At 69.4% G+C, this 18,070-nt stretch carries 14 protein-coding genes; 2 read left to right on the top strand and 12 right to left on the bottom strand.

Going from position 1 to position 18,070, the window contains the following annotated elements; translation table 11 throughout:
• Positions 1–143: 143 nt before the first annotated feature.
• Complete coding sequence (locus tag ABZ865_RS01370) at positions 144–752, bottom strand: helix-turn-helix domain-containing protein (protein WP_361222241.1); 609 nt, start codon at positions 750–752, stop codon at positions 144–146.
• A 128-nt stretch (positions 753–880) separates the two neighbouring features.
• Between ABZ865_RS01370 and ABZ865_RS01365 the strand changes: the two genes are divergently transcribed.
• Together ABZ865_RS01365 and ABZ865_RS01360 are read left to right on the top strand one after the other, a co-directional pair.
• Positions 881–1,642 (top strand): SDR family NAD(P)-dependent oxidoreductase, encoded by a 762-nt coding sequence (locus ABZ865_RS01365; RefSeq protein ID WP_361222239.1) that lies wholly within the window; start codon positions 881–883, stop codon positions 1,640–1,642.
• 251 nt (positions 1,643–1,893) lie between these two features.
• Entirely contained in the window at positions 1,894–2,277 is a 384-nt protein-coding gene (locus ABZ865_RS01360; protein WP_361222237.1) for a PPOX class F420-dependent oxidoreductase, read from the top strand.
• A 60-nt stretch (positions 2,278–2,337) separates the two neighbouring features.
• Here ABZ865_RS01360 and ABZ865_RS01355 read toward each other — a convergent pair whose 3' ends face one another.
• From ABZ865_RS01355 to ABZ865_RS01305, 11 genes are all read right to left on the bottom strand, one after another.
• Positions 2,338–4,299: a TIGR03960 family B12-binding radical SAM protein gene (locus ABZ865_RS01355; protein ID WP_361222235.1), complete on the bottom strand. Its 1,962-nt coding sequence runs from the start codon at positions 4,297–4,299 to the stop codon at positions 2,338–2,340.
• Positions 4,300–4,369: 70 nt separating this feature from the next.
• On the bottom strand, positions 4,370–5,869 hold the full coding sequence (locus ABZ865_RS01350) for a CYTH and CHAD domain-containing protein (protein ID WP_361222233.1): 1,500 nt from the start codon (positions 5,867–5,869) through the stop codon (positions 4,370–4,372).
• 157 nt (positions 5,870–6,026) lie between these two features.
• Positions 6,027–7,223 (bottom strand): rod shape-determining protein RodA, encoded by a 1,197-nt coding sequence (gene rodA, locus ABZ865_RS01345; protein WP_361222232.1) that lies wholly within the window; start codon positions 7,221–7,223, stop codon positions 6,027–6,029.
• Complete coding sequence (gene mrdA, locus ABZ865_RS01340; protein WP_361222230.1) at positions 7,220–9,481, bottom strand: penicillin-binding protein 2; 2,262 nt, start codon at positions 9,479–9,481, stop codon at positions 7,220–7,222. Before mrdA ends, rodA begins: the two co-directional genes overlap by 4 nt.
• A gap of 140 nt (positions 9,482–9,621) precedes the next feature.
• Positions 9,622–10,299, bottom strand: coding sequence for a rod shape-determining protein MreD (gene mreD, locus ABZ865_RS01335; RefSeq protein ID WP_361222228.1), 678 nt, complete (start codon positions 10,297–10,299; stop codon positions 9,622–9,624).
• Positions 10,300–10,312: 13 nt separating this feature from the next.
• Positions 10,313–11,266: a rod shape-determining protein MreC gene (gene mreC / locus ABZ865_RS01330; RefSeq protein ID WP_361222226.1), complete on the bottom strand. Its 954-nt coding sequence runs from the start codon at positions 11,264–11,266 to the stop codon at positions 10,313–10,315.
• Positions 11,267–11,425: 159 nt separating this feature from the next.
• A complete protein-coding gene (locus ABZ865_RS01325) occupies positions 11,426–12,445 on the bottom strand; it encodes a rod shape-determining protein (RefSeq protein WP_020940056.1) in 1,020 nt (339 codons plus the stop codon).
• Between the two features lie 415 nt (positions 12,446–12,860).
• Positions 12,861–13,274 carry a nucleoside-diphosphate kinase gene (gene ndk / locus ABZ865_RS01320; RefSeq protein ID WP_361222224.1) on the bottom strand — a complete coding sequence of 138 codons (414 nt, stop codon included), beginning with the start codon at positions 13,272–13,274 and terminating at the stop codon, positions 12,861–12,863.
• 63 nt (positions 13,275–13,337) lie between these two features.
• Positions 13,338–13,697 carry a DUF4233 domain-containing protein gene (locus ABZ865_RS01315; protein ID WP_361222223.1) on the bottom strand — a complete coding sequence of 120 codons (360 nt, stop codon included), beginning with the start codon at positions 13,695–13,697 and terminating at the stop codon, positions 13,338–13,340.
• A 10-nt stretch (positions 13,698–13,707) separates the two neighbouring features.
• On the bottom strand, positions 13,708–15,222 hold the full coding sequence (locus ABZ865_RS01310) for a folylpolyglutamate synthase/dihydrofolate synthase family protein (RefSeq protein WP_361222221.1): 1,515 nt from the start codon (positions 15,220–15,222) through the stop codon (positions 13,708–13,710).
• A 90-nt stretch (positions 15,223–15,312) separates the two neighbouring features.
• Complete coding sequence (locus tag ABZ865_RS01305) at positions 15,313–17,937, bottom strand: valine--tRNA ligase (protein ID WP_361222219.1); 2,625 nt, start codon at positions 17,935–17,937, stop codon at positions 15,313–15,315.
• Positions 17,938–18,070 lie beyond the last annotated feature (133 nt).

Here is an 18,070-nt window from a genome sequence, read left to right as displayed (position 1 = left end):
GGCGGGACTGCCTCCCTGCAGAGAGCTGCTGGTGGGACCCGGCGCACGCCGAAGAGAGATCAAAAAGTTCTATGAAAGCAACCAGCGCCCCGGCCCGGCCGGGGCCCCGCGGAGGGCCACTGTTTCGCGCGGCCCTGCTGGGATCAGCCGTCCGATCGGATGAGCCGGACCGCGTTCAGCAAGGTCTTGTGGGCGGCCATCGAGTCGTCCAGGTAGCCGGCAGCCATCGCGCCGTCGTACAGCATCAGCAGCGCACCGGCGGCCGACTCCGCATCGGCGTGGCCGAGCCGGGTGAGCAGATCCTGGAAGAGGGTGCGGATCCAGTCCCGATGGGACGTCACCAGGTCACGGACAGGATGGTCGGCGTCCGGGTACTCGGCGGCCGCGTTCATGAACGGCGATCCGCGAAAGCCGCGCTCGCGGGCGTGCTCGGCGATGGCCTCGAAGATCAGGTCGATCGCTTCCGCCGGCGGGTGCCCGGCGGCCAGCGGTTCGGCCACCTCACGGTAGTAGGCGTCCTTGGTCAGCAGATAGGCCGCGACCAAGTCGTCCTTGGAGGCGAAATGCCGGTAGAAGGTCGCCTTCGTCACCCCGGCCTCGGCAATCAGCCGTTCCACGCCGATCGCGCGGACGCCCTCGTAATAGAACAGCCGCGACGCGGCCCGGACCAGGCGTTCGCGAGGCGGTAGCTCTCTCTCAGTCCTGGTCTCTCGGCGCGTGCTGTCGGTGGTCTTCTGCCCAGTGCTGCTCACTTCCCCATTGTGCCCTCGGCTCTGCCTTGAGCGGCCTCTACCCCCGTACGGCCCCCCACCCATAGGGGTCGTCCCTCCATCCCGTACGGCTCGCACCAGCGTTGCCGTTCATCGAAAGGCTTGAACCCATGAATCGTCGTCTTGAAGGAACCGTCGCCCTGGTCACCGGAGCATCCAGCGGTATCGGCCACGCCACCGCGCTGGAGCTTGCCCGCGAGGGCGCCTCCGTGGCCCTGGTGGGCCGGCGTGAGGACCGGCTCACCGACCTCGCTGCGGAAATCTCCGACGCCGGCGGCAAGGCCCTGGTCGTGCCCGCCGACATCACCACCGCCCAGGCCGCCGCGGAAGCAGTGGAGCGGACCGTCGAAAACCTCGGCCGTCTGGACACGCTGGTCAACAACGCCGGCCTCATGCTGCTCGGACCCGCCCCCAGCGCGGACCTGAACGACTGGCGGCGCATGATCGACATCAACCTCATGGGCCTGATGTACACCGCCCACGCGGCCGTCCCCCACCTGGTCAAGGCAGCAGCCGAAGCCCCGCGCCAGGTCGCCGACATCGTCAACATCGGCTCACTCGCCGGCCGCAACGCCTACGCCATGTCCGCCGTGTACAGCGCCACCAAGTTCGGCGTCGGCGCCTTCAGCGAATCCCTGCGCCAGGAACTGGCACGCCAGCACGTCCGCGTCTCCGTCATCGAGCCGGGCAGCGTCGACACCGAACTGCGCACCCACAACCCCGACGTCATCCAGCAGCACATCACCGCCGCTCTGGGCGACATCGAGCGGCTGCAGAGCCAGGACATCGCCGACACCGTCGGCTACATCGTCACCCGCCCCCGGCACGTGGCCGTCGCCGAGCTGCTCGTACGCCCCACCGAGCAGGTCTGAGCGACAAGCCCAACGCCAGCTCCGGCGGGCGGGGCGGACGCGGACAACCTGTACCGCCTCCTGGCGGGCGTCCACCTGTGCTGGGCTCCCCTGTTCTTCTGGGCAGCGGCAACGATTCGCCGGCAGGGAGTACTCGTCCATTTCCTGGCGGCAGACCGGCAAGAGGCTACGGCTGCCTCCGAACTGACGTGGAAGTACGCCACCCAAGAGGCCACGACCTCGAACTCATCAACGAGGAGCAGAAACGCATCATGAACGATGCGCTGCTGGAGCGGCTTGGCTCCGGCAAGTACCTGCTGGTCACCAGCTACCGCAAGAACGGCACCCCGGTCGCCACCCCTGTGTGGGTGGTACGCGACGGTGACACGCTGGGCGTGCGGACCCCCGCCGACTCCTGGAAGGTCAAGCGGATCCGGGCACGCGGCGACATCCTCATCGGCCCCTGCGACCTGCGCGGCAACCCTACGGGCGACCAGGTCCCGGCCACCGCCGATATCGCCGACGCGGCGACCAGCGCCCGCTACCGCTCACTCGTCGCCCGCAAGTACGGCATCCTCGGCCGCCTCATGATCCTCGACAGCAAGCTGCGCCGGGGAGGGGACAGGACGCTGGGCATCCGTGTGCGGCTCGCCTGAAGCGAGTGAAATACCACAGAGCCCCTTCCCTGAGCGGGAAGGGGCTCAGCCGGCCACTGGTCAGTGCGTGTGACCGCTCGCAGCCGGTGTCGGACCCGCGTTCTTGACCGTGAGGGGCAGCAGCTTCTTGCCGGTGGGGCCGATCTGGATGTGGGTGTCCATCTGCGGGCAGACGCCACAGTCGAAGCACGGGGTCCAGCGACAGTCCTCGACCTCGGTCTCGTCGAGGGCGTCCTGCCAGTCCTCCCAGAGCCAGTCCTTGTCGAGGCCGGAGTCGAGGTGGTCCCAGGGGAGGACCTCCTCGTAGGTGCGCTCGCGGGTGGTGTACCAGTCGACGTCCACGCCGAACGGGGCGAGCGCCTTCTCGGAGCACTGCATCCAGCGGTCGTACGAGAAGTGCTCGCGCCAGCCGTCGAAGCGGCCGCCGTCCTCGTAGACGGCGCGGATGACGGCGCCGATGCGGCGGTCGCCGCGGGACAGGAGGCCTTCGACGATGCCGGGCTTGCCGTCGTGGTAGCGGAAGCCGATCGAGCGGCCGTACTTCTTGTCGCCGCGGATCTTGTCGCGGAGCTTCTCCAGGCGGGCGTCCGTCTCCTCGGCGGAGAGCTGCGGGGCCCACTGGAAGGGGGTGTGGGGCTTGGGGACGAAGCCGCCGATCGAGACCGTGCAGCGGATGTCGTTGGACCTCGACACCTCGCGGCCCTTCTGGATCACGTGCGTCGCCATGTCGGCGATCTGGAGGACGTCCTCGTCGGTCTCCGTCGGCAGGCCGCACATGAAGTACAGCTTCACCTGGCGCCAGCCGTTGCCGTAGGCGGTGGCGACCGTCCGGATGAGGTCCTCTTCCGAGACCATCTTGTTGATGACCTTGCGCATGCGCTCGGAGCCGCCCTCGGGGGCGAAGGTCAGGCCGGAGCGGCGGCCGTTGCGGGTCAGCTCGTTCGCCAGGTCGACGTTGAAGGCGTCGACGCGGGTGGAGGGAAGGGAGAGGCCGATCTTGTCGTCCTCGTAGCGGTCGGCCAGGCCCTTGGCGATGTCGCCGATCTCCGAGTGGTCCGCGGAGGAGAGGGAGAGGAGGCCGACCTCTTCGAAGCCGGTCGCCTTCAGGCCCTTGTCGACCATGTCGCCGATGCCGGTGATCGAGCGCTCGCGCACCGGGCGCGTGATCATGCCGGCCTGGCAGAAGCGGCAGCCGCGGGTGCAGCCGCGGAAGATCTCCACCGACATGCGCTCGTGGACGGTCTCGGCGAGCGGCACGAGGGGCTGCTTGGGGTACGGCCACTCGTCCAGGTCCATGACCGTGTGCTTGGAGACGCGCCACGGGACGCCCGACTTGTTGGGGACGACGCGGGCGATGCGGCCGTCGGGGAGGTACTCGACGTCGTAGAACGCCGGGATGTAGACCCCGCCGGTCTTCGCGAGGCGGAAAAGGACCTCCTCGCGGCCGCCGGGGCAGCCTTCCGCCTTCCACTCGCGGATGATCCGCGTCATGTCGAGCACGGCCTGCTCGCCGTCGCCGATGATCGCCGCGTCGATGAAGTCGGCGATCGGCTCGGGGTTGAAGGCGGCGTGGCCGCCGGCGAGGACGATCGGGTCGTCGATCGTGCGGTCCTTGGACTCCAGCGGGATCCCGGCCAGGTCCAGCGCCGTGAGCATGTTGGTGTAGCCCAGCTCCGTGGAGAAGGACAGGCCGAACACGTCGAAGGCCTTCACCGGGCGGTGGCTGTCCACCGTGAACTGCGGGACGGCGTGCTCCCGCATGAGCGCCTCCAGGTCCGGCCACACGCTGTAGGTGCGCTCGGCGAGGACGCCCTCCTGCTCGTTGAGGACCTCGTAGAGAATCATGACGCCCTGGTTGGGCAGGCCGACCTCGTATGCGTCCGGGTACATGAGCGCCCAGCGGACGTCGCACTCGTCCCAGTTCTTGACGGTGGAGTTGAGCTCTCCGCCGACATACTGGATCGGCTTCTGCACATGCGGGAGCAGAGCTTCGAGCTGTGGGAAGACCGACTCGACAGACATCGGGGAAACCTTCGTGAGCTGACAGGGGTGACCATCAAGCGTAACGCGCTCCGAGGACTCCCCCGCACGCTCAGACGGACGCCTTGGACGTGATCTTGTGCCACAGGCCCGGGAGCTCCGCCTCGACCTTCGCCGCTGCGGCCTCTTCCCTGCCGTACAGAAGTCCGTAGGTGAAGGTGCTCTCGCCCGCCGCGTGGGCCACCGCGGACAGTTCGCGCAGGGTGCCGCGGGCCATGACGCTGTCCTGGTGTTCGCCGAGGAGGGTGGTCAGGGACTTCATGGATTTGGTGAGGGAGCGGGCGGGGGCGCCGAGGGCGGGGGTGGCCGCCTCGCCGGCGTAGCGGGTGCGCTTGGCCTTCTTGCGGACCTCGTGGATGGCGAGGTCGCGCTCCTCGCCGGGCGGCTGGTCGAGGGCTTCGGTGACCAGGCGGGAGACCTTGTCGAAGTCCTTGCGCAGGGCCTTGGTGATCACCTTGTCCGGCTTTCCTGTGGCCTTCTTCCTGAGCGGCGGGTCGGCGAGCAGGGCGTCCAGGGTGTCGAGCAGGGCCAGATAGCGGGCGGAGTCCAGGATCGCGACGACGTGGCCCCGGGCGCTGCCGTGCTGGGCGCTCGCCCAGGTGGTGAGTCGTTTCCGCATGGGACCGGCGACCAGGGCGGACGGGATGGTGTCGAGGACGGTGAGCAGGCGTTCGGCCAGCACCTCCTGGTCGCGGCCCACGCCCAGCTCGCCCGCGAGCCACTTCAGCTCGGCGGCGAGGGGGGTGGTGACGACGGGGTCGAGGACCGTGCCGAAGGTGCGGAAGGTGGAGCGCATGCGGCGGGTGGACACGCGCATCTGGTGGACGGAGTCGGGTACCTCCCGGCGGACGGCCGGGTCGTAGGCGAGGATCGCGTCGCGCTGTGCGCGCACGTAGGCGAGGACGTGGTCGCCTGCGGTGGCAGGGGCCGGGCGCTTGGCGGGCCGGATGCGGGGGCCGCCGGTCTGTTCCAGTGCCCGTGCCAGCTTGGACGGCGACGCCGAGGGCCGTACGCCCGCCTTGCGCAGCCGTTTCTCGACCTGGTCGAGGAAGGCCGGGTCGCCGTCGTCGGCCAGCTCCACCTCGATCTCGGTCCACTGGACGGTGCCGCCGTCGCGGTTGAGCCGCTCGGCGGTCACGGCGTCCACGCTCGCCTCGGCCAGCAGTGCGCCCTCGGCGTCGACCAGGTGGCGTACGTCGCGGGCGGAGCGGAGCCGGACGACGGGGACCAGCTCGGCGCCCCGGACGCGGGAGCGGACCAGGGCGGCGATCTCGTCGGGGACGGTGTCCGACAGCGGCGCTCTGATCTCGTCGCGGACGTCGGGGGCGACCGGGAACTTCAGGTGCCAGCCGGCGTCGGAGCCTCCGGTGCGGCGACGCAGGGTGAGGGAAGCGGCCGCCAGGCGTTCGTCGGCGGTGTCGTAGTACGTGGCGTCCAGCTCGACCAGGCCCTTGTCGAGGACGTCTGCCACCCCGCCGACGCCGGTCAGGTCGGGCAGCCCGCTCTCGTCGGATTCGTACTTGCGCTCGATCTCGCGTTTCGCATCCGCCATGAACTGAATCTAGTGGCAGACGGGCCGCGGCGGCAGAGGCCATCCAGGGTGAATGGCGGGAAAACCCCCGCCATACGCCCGGCGAACGCCCTCAGGTCCGGCCGGGGCGGTCGGATGCCGGGCCTCTGCGCAGCTTCGCGCCGGCATCCGAACGCCCTCACGCCGACATCGGGCGCTGCACCTTGATCGATTGCAGCAGTCCGACCGCCACCCACACCGCGAACATCGACGAGCCGCCGTACGACACGAACGGAAGCGGCAGACCGGTGACCGGCATGATGCCGAGGGTCATGCCGATGTTCTCGAAGGACTGGAAGGCGAACCAGGCCACGAGTCCGGCGGCCACGATCGTGCCGTACAGCTCGGTCGAGTCGCGGGCGATGCGGCAGGCGCGCCACAGGACGACGCCGAGGAGGAGGATTATCAGGCCCGCCCCGAGGAAGCCCAGCTCCTCCCCCGCGACCGTGAAGACGAAGTCGGTCTGCTGCTCGGGCACGAACTGGCCGGTGGTCTGCGAGCCGTGGAACAGGCCGGCGCCGGTCAGTCCGCCGGAGCCGATGGCGATGCGGGCCTGGTTGGTGTTGTAGCCGACGCCGGCCGGGTCGAGGTCCGGGTTGGCGAAGGCCGCGAAGCGGTTGATCTGGTACTCGTCCAGGACGTGCAGCTGCCAGATGGCGATGCAGCCGAGCACACCGGCGGTGATCAGGCCGAAGATCCAGCGGTTGGAGGCGCCGGAGGCGAGCAGGACGCCCAGGATGATGGCCACCATGGCCAGGACCGTGCCGAGGTCGGGCATGAGCAGCACGATCAGGATCGGTACGGTGGCCAGGCCGAGGGCCTGCACGACGGTGCGGTGGTCGGGGTACGGCTTGTCCCCGGCGTCGACCCGGGCCGCCAGTATCATCGCCATGCCCAGGGTGATCGTGATCTTCACGAACTCGGCGGGCTGGAGCGAGAAGCCCCCGCCGAGCACGATCCAGTTGCGGCTGCCGTTGATGGTGGCGCCCAGCGGGGTGAGCACCAGCAGCACCCCGAGCAGCGAGATGCCGTAGAGGATCGGCACGGCGTTGCGCAGGGCGCGGTGGCCGAGCCAGATCGTGCCGATCATCAGGGCGAACCCGATGCCCAGGTTCATCAGGTGGCGGATCAGGAAGTAGTACGGGTCGCCCTGGTTGATCTCGGTGCGGTTGCGGGTCGCCGAGTACACCAGCAGCGAGCCGATCAGCGACAGCGCGAGGGCCGCCAGCAGCATCGGCCAGTCGAGCCGGCGGGCCAGCGAGTCGCGGGCGAAGATCCTGGTCCAGCCGGCCCGCTCGGGGCCGTACCCGGAGACGGAGAAGCTGTTGCCGGTCATGCGGGCATCCTCCGGCTTCCCCTCCTGCGCGGCCTGTGCGGCCGTCTGCGGGTGTTGCTGTTGTTCGTGGTCGGCGACGGCGAGGTCGCCGGGGTCTGCTGGTCGTCCCCGTTGGTGGCGTTGTTCTTCTGGGAGGCCTCGACGTCCTTCGCCGGGTCGCCGACGATCTTGGGGGCGGCGATGGTGCCGTCCGTGCGGACCTTCGGCAGGCCCTTCTGCGGCTCGGGGAGCAGGGCCTTCTTCTGGTCGATGGAGCCGTCGCCCTGGACGCCGTAGAGCGCGCTGTAGATGTTGCGCACGGCCTCACCGGAGGAACCGGAACCCGTACCGGCCTGGGCGATCGTCATGATCACCGAGTAGTCCTTGGTGTACGTGGCCAGCCAGCCGGTGGTCTGCTTGCCGTAGACCTCCGCCGTACCGGTCTTGGCGTGCAGCGGGATCTTGTCCTGCGGCCAGCCGCCGAACTTCCAGGCGGCGGTACCGCGGGTGATGACGCCCGCGAAGGCGTCGTCCATGCCCTTGAGGGTGGCCTGGCTGACCGGCAGCCGGCCGGCCTTCCGCGGCGCGATCGGTGTGACGGTCTTGCCGTCGGCACTGATGACCGCCTTGCCGATGGTCGGGTGGTACATCGTGCCGCCGTTGGCGACGGCGCCGTAGATCACGGCCTCCTGGATCGGCGTGACGAGGGTGTCGCCCTGGCCGATGGAGTAGTTGATCTCGTCACCCTCGCGCATCTTGTTGCCCTCGAGGCAGTTCTCGTACGCGATCTTCTCGACGTAGGAGCCGTCCTTCTTGCCGGACTTGCACCAGGCGTCCTTGTTGGCCTTCCAGTAGTCCAGCTTCCACTGGCGGTCGGGGACGCGGCCGGTGACCTCGTTGGGCAGGTCGACGCCGGTCTCCTTGCCGAGGCCGAACTGGTGGGCGGTCTTGAAGAACCAGTCCTTGGGCTGGCCCTTCTTCGGGTTGATGCCGCCGTCCTTCTTCCACTCCCGGTCCGCGAGGCCGTAGAAGACGGTGTCGCAGGAGACCTCCAGGGCGCGGCCGAGGGAGATCGGTCCGAAGCTCTCGCCCTCGAAGTTCTTGAAGACCTGGCCGCCCACCGAGTACGAGCTGGTGCACGGGTAGCCGCCGTCCCATTCGTAGCCGGCCTGGACCGCGGCGGCTGTGGAGACCACCTTGAAGGTCGAGCCGGGCGCCGCCTGACCCTGTATGGCGCGGTTGAGCAGCGGGTAGTCGGAGTTCTTGCCGGTGAGGGCCTTGTAGTCCTTGGCGGAGATGCCGCCGACCCACACGTTCGGGTCGTAGGTGGGTGCCGAGGCCATGGCGACGATCCGGCCGGTCTTGGCCTCCATCACGACGACGGCGCCGGAGTCGGCCTTGTAGTTCTCGCCGGTGATCTTGTCGAACTGCTGGCGGGCGGCCTTCATCGCCTTGTCCAGTTCGTACTCGGCGACCCGCTGGACGCGGGAGTCGATGCTGGTGACGAGGTTGGAGCCGGCCTCGGCGGGGTCCGCCTTGGCCTTGCCGATGACCCGGCCGAGGTTGTCGACCTCGTAGCGGGTGACGCCGGCCTTGCCGCGCAGTTCCTTGTCGTACTGCCGCTCCAGGCCCGAGCGGCCGACCATGTCGGAGCGCAGGTAGGGCGAGTCGGTGTCCTTGGCCTTCTGGATCTCGGCGTCGGTGACCGGCGAGAGATAGCCGAGGACCTGGGCGGCGTTGGACTTGCCTGGGGCCGCATAGCGGCGCACGGCCTCGGGTTCGGCGGTGATGCCGGGGAAGTCCTCGGCGCGCTCGCGGATCTGCAGGGCCTGCTTGGGCGTCGCCTCGTCGGTGATGGGGATCGGCTGGTACGGCGAGCCGTTCCAGCACGGCTGGGGGGTCTTGGCGTCGCACAGCCGGACCTTCTGCTCGACCTCCTCGGGCTTCATGCCGAGGACGTCGGCCAGCTTGGCGAGGACGGCCTTGCCGTCGTCCTTCTGCTTGAGCAGGTCGGTGCGGGAGGCGGAGACGACCAGGCGGGTCTCGTTGTCGGCCAGCGGAACGCCCCGGGCGTCCAGGATGTCGCCGCGCACGGCGGGCTCGACGACCTGCTGGACGTGGTTCCCGGAGGCCTCCTTCTGGTACTCCGCGCCCTCCCGGATCTGCAGGTACCACAGGCGGCCGCCGAGGGTGCCGAGGAGGGAGAGGACGAGGATCTGGATCACGACGAGGCGGGTCTGGACCCGTGGGGTCCGTCCGGTCTCGGGAATGTTGGTCACTGCGGCTGTCTCCCCCTCTCAGTGCGCGGATGTCCGTGCGTGTACGGATGATGAACGACCGGCCGGTGAGCCCGCGTTCCGCGAAAGCTGACCCGTTCGGGTGAACTCACCGCAGTTCTCTGTGCGGTTCACGCTGCTGCTCACAGCCGCTTGACCCCCTTGATGCGGCCGACCCGGGCCGAGCGGGTGCGGGCCTTGGCCTTCAGCCCGCCGAGACCGCCGCGCTGGCTGCCGATGCGCAGTCCGGTACCGGAGGAGAGCCAGCCGGAGGAGATGTCACCGGCCTTGGCGGCGGGGCTGGTCTCGGTCAGCGGGTCGTTGTCGGCGCGGCGCGCCAGCCACATGACCCCGGGGACCACGAACGGCGCGAGCAACAGGTCGTACAGGGCGGCCGAGAACAGCAGCCCGGTCAGGCCGACATGGCGCGCGGCGGTGTCGCCGACCAGGGCGCCGACGCCCGCGTACAGCAGGGTGGAGCCGACGGCGGCGGCGACCACGACGGCCATCGGGCCGGTCGCCGACTTCAGCCGGCCGTTCTCCGGCTTGATGAGCCCGGCGAAGTAGCCGATGACGGAGAGGACGAGGGCGTAGCGGCCGGCCGCGTGGTCGGCGGGCGGGGCGAGGTCGGCGAGCAGGCCGGCGCCGAACCCGACGAGGGCGCCGCCCACATGGCCGTACACCATGGCGAGGCCGAGGACGGTGAGCAGCAGCAGGTCGGGGACGGCGCCCGGCAGGTGCAGGCGGGCGAGCACGCTCACCTGGACCACCAGGGCGACGACGACCAGCGCGCTGGAGAGCAGGATCCGGTTGACACGCATGGGGATTCAGCTCCTACTGCTGCTGCTCGTCGGTGGCGGACGGGTCGGCGGACGCGTCGGCGGACGGGGTGACCGTGACGGTCACCGTGGGCGTCGGGACCGGTTTGGGCTTGACCGGCAGGACCTCGTCGCGCGGGTCCTTCTTCGGCGCCTCGACGACGACTCCGACGATGTCGAGCTTGCTGAAGGCGACGTACGGCGTGACGTAGAGCGTGCGCGTCAGGCCGCCGCCGGAGGGGTCGACGCGGGAGACCACGCCGACCGGGACGCCCGGCACGAAGGGCTTGTCGGCCTGGGAGCCGAAGGTGACGAGCCGGTCGCCCTTCTTCACCTCGGCCTTGCCGTTGAGGAGTTCGACGCGTAGCGGGCGGTCGCCCTGCCCGGAGGCGAAGCCCAGTTCGTCGCTGCCCTCCATGCGGGTGCCGACGGTGAAGTCGGGGTCGTTGGCGAGGAGCACGGTGGAGGTGTCCGGGCCGACGGTGGTGACGCGGCCGACGAGTCCGTCGCCGTTCAGCACGGTCATGTCCCGCTTGATGCCGTCGTTCGCGCCGACGTCGATGGTGATGGTCCAGGAGAAGCCCTGCGCCGACCCTATGGCGATGACCTGGGCGCCCTTGATGCCGTACTGGCCCTCGCCGGCGATCTTCAGCATCTTGTCGAGCTGCGCCAGGCGGCTGCGGTTGCGGTCGTCGCTGCCGAGCTTCGCCTTGAGGGCCGCGTTCTCCTTCTCCAGGAGGGTGAGCCGGTCGTGCCGGCTGCCGGAGTCGCGGACGGCGGAGACGGCGTCGCCGACCGGATCGACGGCGGAGGACAGCCCGTTCTCGATCGGACCGAACACCGTGGCCGCAGCCTCTCGGGCCCCCTCCACCGGCGAGTTCCGTCCTCCGCGGATGTCCACCGTGATCAGCGCGAACGCGATGGCGACCAGCAGGACCAGGAGCAGCCGGCTCTCTTTCGTGTCCCTCACGTGCGGCGGCCGTGCCCTTCCTCAATCGGAATTCGGGGACCCCCCGAGCGCGTGGGCGAGGCGCCGGCCCATGGGGTCCATTTGTGGGAGCTTATGCCTCAATCAACGATCCGCCGCACGAGAGGAGATCGTCTCGTACGGCGGAATCGAAGCGTTACGTCATCTGCGCGGCTGGGCGTCCAGGACCTGCTGGAGCGCCTCGAACTCCTCGACGCACTTGCCGGATCCGAGCGCCACGCTGTCCAGCGGGTCCTCGGCGATGTGGATCGGCATGCCGGTCTCGCGCCGCAGGCGTTCGTCGAGCCCGCGCAGCAGGGCTCCGCCGCCGGTCAGAACGATTCCTCTGTCCATGATGTCGCCGGACAGCTCCGGCGGACACTTGTCGAGGGTCGTCTTGACGGCGTCGACGATCGCGTTGACCGGCTCCTCGATCGCCTTGCGCACCTCGGCGGCGGAGATGACGACGGTCTTGGGCAGTCCGGAGACGAGGTCCCGTCCGCGGACTTCGGTGTGCTCGTCGGAGTCGAGGTCGTACGCCGAACCGATCGTGATCTTGATCTGCTCGGCCGTCCGCTCACCCAGCAGAAGGCTGTACTCCTTCTTGATGTACTGGATGATCGCGTTGTCCAGTTCGTCGCCCGCGACGCGGATGGACTGGGCGGTGACGATGCCGCCGAGCGAGATGACCGCGACCTCCGTGGTGCCGCCGCCGATGTCCACCACCATGTTGCCGGTGGCCTCGTGGACCGGCAGGCCGGAGCCGATGGCGGCGGCCATCGGCTCCTCGATGATGTGCACTTGGCGGGCACCGGCCTGGGAGGACGCCTCGATGACCGCGCGGCGCTCGACGCCGGTGATGCCCGAGGGCACACAGACGACGACACGCGGCCGGGCGAGATAGCGCCGCTTGTGGATCTTCAGGATGAAGTAGCGGAGCATCCGCTCGGTGATCTCGAAGTCCGCGATCACGCCGTCCTTCAGGGGACGCACGGCGACGATGTTGCCCGGCGTCCGGCCGATCATCTTCTTCGCTTCGGCACCGACCGCGAGGATGCCACCGGTATTGGTGTTGATCGCGACGACGGACGGCTCGTTGAGTACGATCCCACGACCCCTGACGTACACCAGCGTGTTGGCGGTCCCGAGGTCGACAGCCATGTCACGGCCGATGAACGACATTGAGTTCCCCATCAGGATTCGTCTGGCCTTCCCACGAGCTTTTGAGGGCTTTTCAGGTCGGCGAGGTGGGTGCTGTGACGTGAAGGCTTCCATCGTAGACGCGCCTGCACGAACACTGCGCGAGGGTCTTCGCCATTGTCAGCAGATGGCGTGCCGCCTCGCCTGTGGAGACGGCCCATCGGAGGCACGCGTTCCCCCGATCGGCGAGGCATATGCCAAAGGACGGCCGAAAACGTACGGCCGCCCCAGGTCAGGGTTCCCAAGGGAACTGACGGTCTCTCAGAAAATTTATCGGAAATCCTGCCCGGCGCGACCCTGCCACGCCGTCGGAGTGGTGGCCGCGCCGTCGGCGTGGTAGGGCGCCGCCGGCGTGCCAGCGCACCGTCGGCATGACAGCGCGCCGTCGGCGCACCGGTCAGCCGCGACCCGGGAAGAAGATCTTCACCTCGCGCTCGGCCGACTCCTCCGAGTCGGACGCGTGGATCAGGTTCTCGCGGACGATCACGCCGTAGTCGCCGCGGATGGAGCCGGGCTGGGCGGCGATCGGGTCGGTCGGGCCGGCCAGCTGCCGGACACCCTCGATGACCCGCTCGCCCTCGACGATCAGGGCGACGACCGGACCGGAGGACATGAACTCCACCAGCGGCTCGTAGAAGGGCTTGCCGACGTGCTCGGCGTAGTGCTGCTCCAGCGTGCCGCGGTCCAGGGTGCGCAGCTCCAGCGCGGTGATCTGCCAGCCGGCCTTGCGCTCGATACGGCCGATGATCTCGCCGGTCAGCCCGCGACGGACGGCGTCGGGCTTGAGCAGGACGAGGGTGCGCTGGGTCACGGAAGGCTCCTTACGACTGACATGTGCGGTGGGACGAGGTTACAGGGCGTGTCCGTGTTGCTGTCACGCAGCGTCAGGTGTAGAGGACGACTCCGCCTGCGCCGCGAAACGGGCCTTCGCCTCGTCGATCTTTCTTCCGTAGCGCACCGACGCCCACCACAGGGCGGCGAACACCACGCCCAGGATGTACATCATCGGGACGAAGACGCCGGAGGCGATCAGGGCGAGCTGCAGGGCCCAGCCGAGGGCGACGCCGCCCGGCCGGGTCACCATGCCGCACAGCAGCACGCTCAGGGCCATGGCGATGCCGCTGACCAGCCACACCGTCGAGGTGGACAGGTCGGGATCCTTCATGGCCACGAGCCCGGCGAACCCGATGACGAAGAACTCGCCGATCAGCGTCGATGAACAGAGCGTACGCACGACGGAACCCTCAGCCCTTTCCCAGGAGCAGGCGGGCCTCGCCCACCGTGATGACCGAGCCGGTGACCAGCACCCCGCCGCCCGCGAACTCGCCCTCCTCCTCGGCCAGCGTGATCGCGGCCTCCAGGGCATCGGGCAGCCGGGGCTCGACCTGGACCCGCTCCTCGCCGAACACCTCGACGGCGATCGCCGCCAGCTCGTCCGCGTCCATGGCGCGGTGGCTGGAGTTCTGGGTGACGACGACCTCGGCGAAGATCGGCTCGAAGGCCTCCAGCAGGCCGCGCACGTTCTTGTCGCCGCTCGCCCCGACCACGCCGATCAGCCGGCTGAAGTCGAACGCCTCCCGCACGGCCTCGGCGGTGACCTCGGCGCCCGCCGGGTTGTGCGCGGCGTCCAGCACGACCGTGGGAGAGCGCCGTACGACCTCCAGGCGTCCCGGCGAGGAGACGGCGGCGAAGGCCTTGCGCACGGTGTCGATGTCCAGCCGCTCCGCGCGCAGCGCGCCGACGCCGAAGAACGCCTCGACGGCGGCGAGCGCGACGGCCGCGTTGTGCGCCTGGTGGGCGCCGTGCAGCGGCAGGTACACCTCCGTGTACTCGCCGCCCAGGCCGCGCAGGGTGAGCAGCTGCCCGCCGACGGCGATCTGCCGGTCCACGACGCCGAACTCCAGGCCCTCGCGGGCCACCGTGGCGTTCTCCTCGACGGCCTTCTTCAGCAGCACCTGTGCCGCTTCCACCGGCTGCTGCGCCATGATCACGGTCGCGTCCCGCTTGATGACGCCGGACTTCTCGCCGGCGATCTCGGCGGGCGACGCGCCGAGGCGGTCGGTGTGGTCGAGCGCGATGGGGGTGACCACCGCGACATCGCCGTCGATCACGTTCGTCGCGTCCCAGCTGCCGCCCATGCCGACCTCGACGACGGCGACGTCGACGGGGGCGTCCGCGAAGGCCGCGTACGCCATGCCGGTCAGCACCTCGAAGAAGGACAGGCGGTACTCCTGGGCGGAGTCGACCATCTCGATGTACGGCTTGATGTCCTGGTACGTCTCGATGAAGCGCTCGGCGGAGATCGGGGCGCCGTCCAGGCTGATCCGCTCGGTGATCGACTGGACGTGGGGGCTCGTGTAGCGGCCCGTGCGCAGTTCGAAGGCGCCGAGGAGGGCCTCGATCATGCGGGCGGTGGAGGTCTTGCCGTTCGTGCCCGTGATGTGGATGGAGGGGTACGACCGCTGCGGCTCGCCCAGCACGTCCATCAGCGCGGCGATGCGGGTGACGGAGGGCTCCAGCTTGGTCTCGCCCCAGCGGGTGGCCAGCTCCGCCTCGACCTCGCGCAGCGCCTTGTCCACCTCGGGGTCCTCGGGCCGCGTGGGCACGTCGGCCCCCGGGGGGCCGCCCTGCGTGCGCAGGGTGCGGCTGCCCGCCTCGATCACCGCGAGGTCGGGGTCGCGGCTCGTCTCGGCTTCGATGATCTCTTCGAAGGAGTCGAGGGGGTCGGGCGTGTCACTGGTACCGGGCACTTCGCTCACGAGGCCCAGTCTACGGAGGGGTGGTGACATAGGTAGCCGAAGGCCCCCGGAGCCTCGCGGTTCCGGGGGCCTTCCTGGACGTACGAGCCCTTACGCCTGCGGGAGGCGGTCCAGCTGGGACTGGATGCGGGTGATGTCCTCGTCCGCCTTGGACAGGCGGGTGCGGATCTTGTCGACCACGTGGTCCGGGGCCTTGGCGAGGAACGCCTCGTTGCCCAGCTTGGCCTCGGCCTGCTGGCGCTCCTTCTGCGCCGCCGCCAGGTCCTTCGCGAGGCGCTTGCGCTCGGCGGCCACGTCGATCGTGCCGGAGAGGTCGAGGGCGACCTCGGCACCGGCGACCGGGAGGGTCGCCGTGGCGGTGAAGGACTCGCCCTCCGGCTGCAGGCGCAGCAGCTGGCGGATGGCGGCCTCGTGCGGTGCCAGGGCCGTACCGTCCAGCGTCAGGCGGGCCGGGACGCGCTGGCCGGGCTGGAGGCCCTGGTCGGCGCGGAAGCGGCGGACCTCGGTGATGACGGACTGGAGGGTCTCGATCTCCCGCTCGGCGGCCGCGTCACGGAAGCCACTGTCCTTGGGCCAGTCGGCGATGACGAGGGACTCGCCGCCGGTCAGCGTCGTCCAGAGGGTCTCGGTGACGAACGGGACCACCGGGTGCAGCAGCTTGAGGGTGACGTCGAGGACCTCGCCGAGGACCCGCTTGCTGACCTCGGCCGGCTCGCCGCCCGCCTGGAACGTCGTCTTGGACAGCTCGACGTACCAGTCGAAGACCTCGTCCCACGCGAAGTGGAACAGGGAGTCGGAGAGCTTGGCGAACTGGAAGTCCTCGTAGTGCGCGTCGACTTCGGCGACCACCGAGTTCAGCCGGGAGAGGATCCAGCGGTCCGTGGCCGACATCGCCGACGGCTCGGGCAGCGGGCCGTCCACCGTCGCGCCGTTCATCAGCGCGAAGCGGGTCGCGTTCCAGATCTTGTTGGCGAAGTTGCGGGAGCCCTGGACCCAGTCCTCGCCGATCGGCACGTCGACGCCGGGGTTGGCGCCGCGCGCGAGGGTGAAGCGGAGGGCGTCGCTGCCGTACTTGTCCATCCAGTCCAGCGGGTTGACCGCGTTGCCGAAGGACTTCGACATCTTCTTGCCGAACTGGTCGCGGACCATGCCATGCAGGGCGATGGTGTGGAACGGCGGGGTGCCGTCCATCGCGTACAGGCCGAACATCATCATCCGGGCGACCCAGAAGAAGAGGATGTCGTAGCCGGTGACCAGGACGGAGTTCGGGTAGAACTTCGCGAGCGACTCGGTCTGTTCGGGCCAGCCGAGGGTCGAGAAGGGCCACAGGCCGGAGGAGAACCAGGTGTCGAGGACGTCGGTGTCCTGGTGCCAGCCCTCGCCGGTCGGGGCCTCGTCGTTCGGGCCGACGCAGACGACCTCGCCGTTCGGGCCGTACCAGACGGGGATCCGGTGGCCCCACCACAACTGCCGCGAGATGCACCAGTCGTGGAGGTTGTCGACCCAGTCGAAGTACCGCTTCTCCATCTCCTGCGGGTGGATCTTGACGCGGCCGTCACGGACGGCGTCACCGGCGGCCTTGGCGAGCGGGCCGACCTTGACCCACCACTGCATGGACAGGCGCGGCTCGATGGTGGTCTTGCAGCGCGAGCAGTGGCCGACGGAGTGGACGTAGGGCCGCTTCTCGGCGACGATCCGGCCCTCGGCGCGCAGCGCGGCGACGATGGCGGAGCGGGCCTCCAGGCGGTCCAGGCCCTGGAACGGGCCGTGGGCGGTGATGACCGCGTGCTCGTCCATGATCGTGATGGACGGCAGGTCGTGGCGCTGGCCGATCTCGAAGTCGTTCGGGTCGTGCGCCGGCGTCACCTTGACGGCGCCGGTGCCGAACTCGGGGTCGACGTGCTCGTCGGCGACGACCGGGATGGAGCGGTCGGTCAGCGGGAGCCGGATGAGCTTGCCGATCAGGTGCTTGTAGCGCTCGTCCGAGGGGTGAACGGCGACGGCCGTGTCACCGAGCATGGTCTCGGCGCGGGTGGTGGCGACGACGATGGTGTCGTCCCCCTCGCCGTACTTCATGGAGACGAGCTCGCCGTCGTCGTCCTGGTACTCGACCTCGATGTCGGAGATGGCCGTCAGACAGCGAGGGCACCAGTTGATGATGCGCTCGGCGCGGTAGATCAGCTCGTCGTCGTACAGGCGCTTGAAGATGGTCTGGACGGCCTGGGAGAGGCCCTCGTCCATGGTGAAGCGCTCACGCGACCAGGCGACGCCGTCGCCCAGGCGGCGCATCTGGCCGCTGATCTGGCCGCCGGACTCGGCCTTCCACTGCCAGACGCGCTCGACGAAGGCCTCGCGGCCCAGGTCGTGGCGGGACTTGCCCTCCTTGCCCAGCTCGCGCTCGACGACGTTCTGCGTCGCGATGCCGGCGTGGTCCATGCCGGGCTGCCACAGGGTCTCGTAACCCTGCATGCGCTTACGACGGGTCAGGGCGTCGATGAGGGTGTGCTCGAAGGCGTGGCCCAGGTGGAGGCTGCCGGTGACGTTCGGCGGCGGGATGACGATCGTGTACGGCGGCTTGTCGCTCTTCTCGTCCGCCTCGAAGTAACCGCGCTCTACCCAGCGCTCGTACAGCGGCCCCTCTACATCGGCCGGCGCGTACTGGGTCGGCAGTTCGGTGTCGGGCGCGGGTGGCTGCTGCTGAGCGTTCTCGGTCACGGGGGTCAGTTTAGAGGTGTCACGGGGTGGTCCCGAAACACGATTGTTCTGTAACGGTGCGACCCCCGGTGCCGTGTGGTTCCCGGGCCTGAGCCAGGATGTCAGGAACACATAAGCATCTGGAGGGGAACCC

Source organism: Streptomyces sp. NPDC047085 (assembly GCF_040643735.1).
Lineage (GTDB): Bacteria > Actinomycetota > Actinomycetes > Streptomycetales > Streptomycetaceae > Streptomyces.
This window is presented reverse-complemented; position numbering and strand designations above follow the sequence as displayed.

What these genes read in the sequence shown, in the direction of transcription:
- ABZ865_RS01365 (WP_361222239.1), top strand. Translation starts at nt 881, where the DNA reads ATGAATCGTCGTCTTGAAGGAACCGTCGCCCTGGTCACCGGAGCATCC.
- ABZ865_RS01360 (WP_361222237.1), top strand. Translation starts at nt 1,894, where the DNA reads ATGAACGATGCGCTGCTGGAGCGGCTTGGCTCCGGCAAGTACCTGCTG.
- ABZ865_RS01355 (WP_361222235.1), bottom strand. Translation starts at nt 4,299, where the DNA reads ATGTCTGTCGAGTCGGTCTTCCCACAGCTCGAAGCTCTGCTCCCGCAT.
- ABZ865_RS01350 (WP_361222233.1), bottom strand. Translation starts at nt 5,869, where the DNA reads ATGGCGGATGCGAAACGCGAGATCGAGCGCAAGTACGAATCCGACGAG.
- rodA (WP_361222232.1), bottom strand. Translation starts at nt 7,223, where the DNA reads ATGACCGGCAACAGCTTCTCCGTCTCCGGGTACGGCCCCGAGCGGGCC.
- mreD (WP_361222228.1), bottom strand. Translation starts at nt 10,299, where the DNA reads ATGCGTGTCAACCGGATCCTGCTCTCCAGCGCGCTGGTCGTCGTCGCC.
- ABZ865_RS01325 (WP_020940056.1), bottom strand. Translation starts at nt 12,445, where the DNA reads ATGTCGTTCATCGGCCGTGACATGGCTGTCGACCTCGGGACCGCCAAC.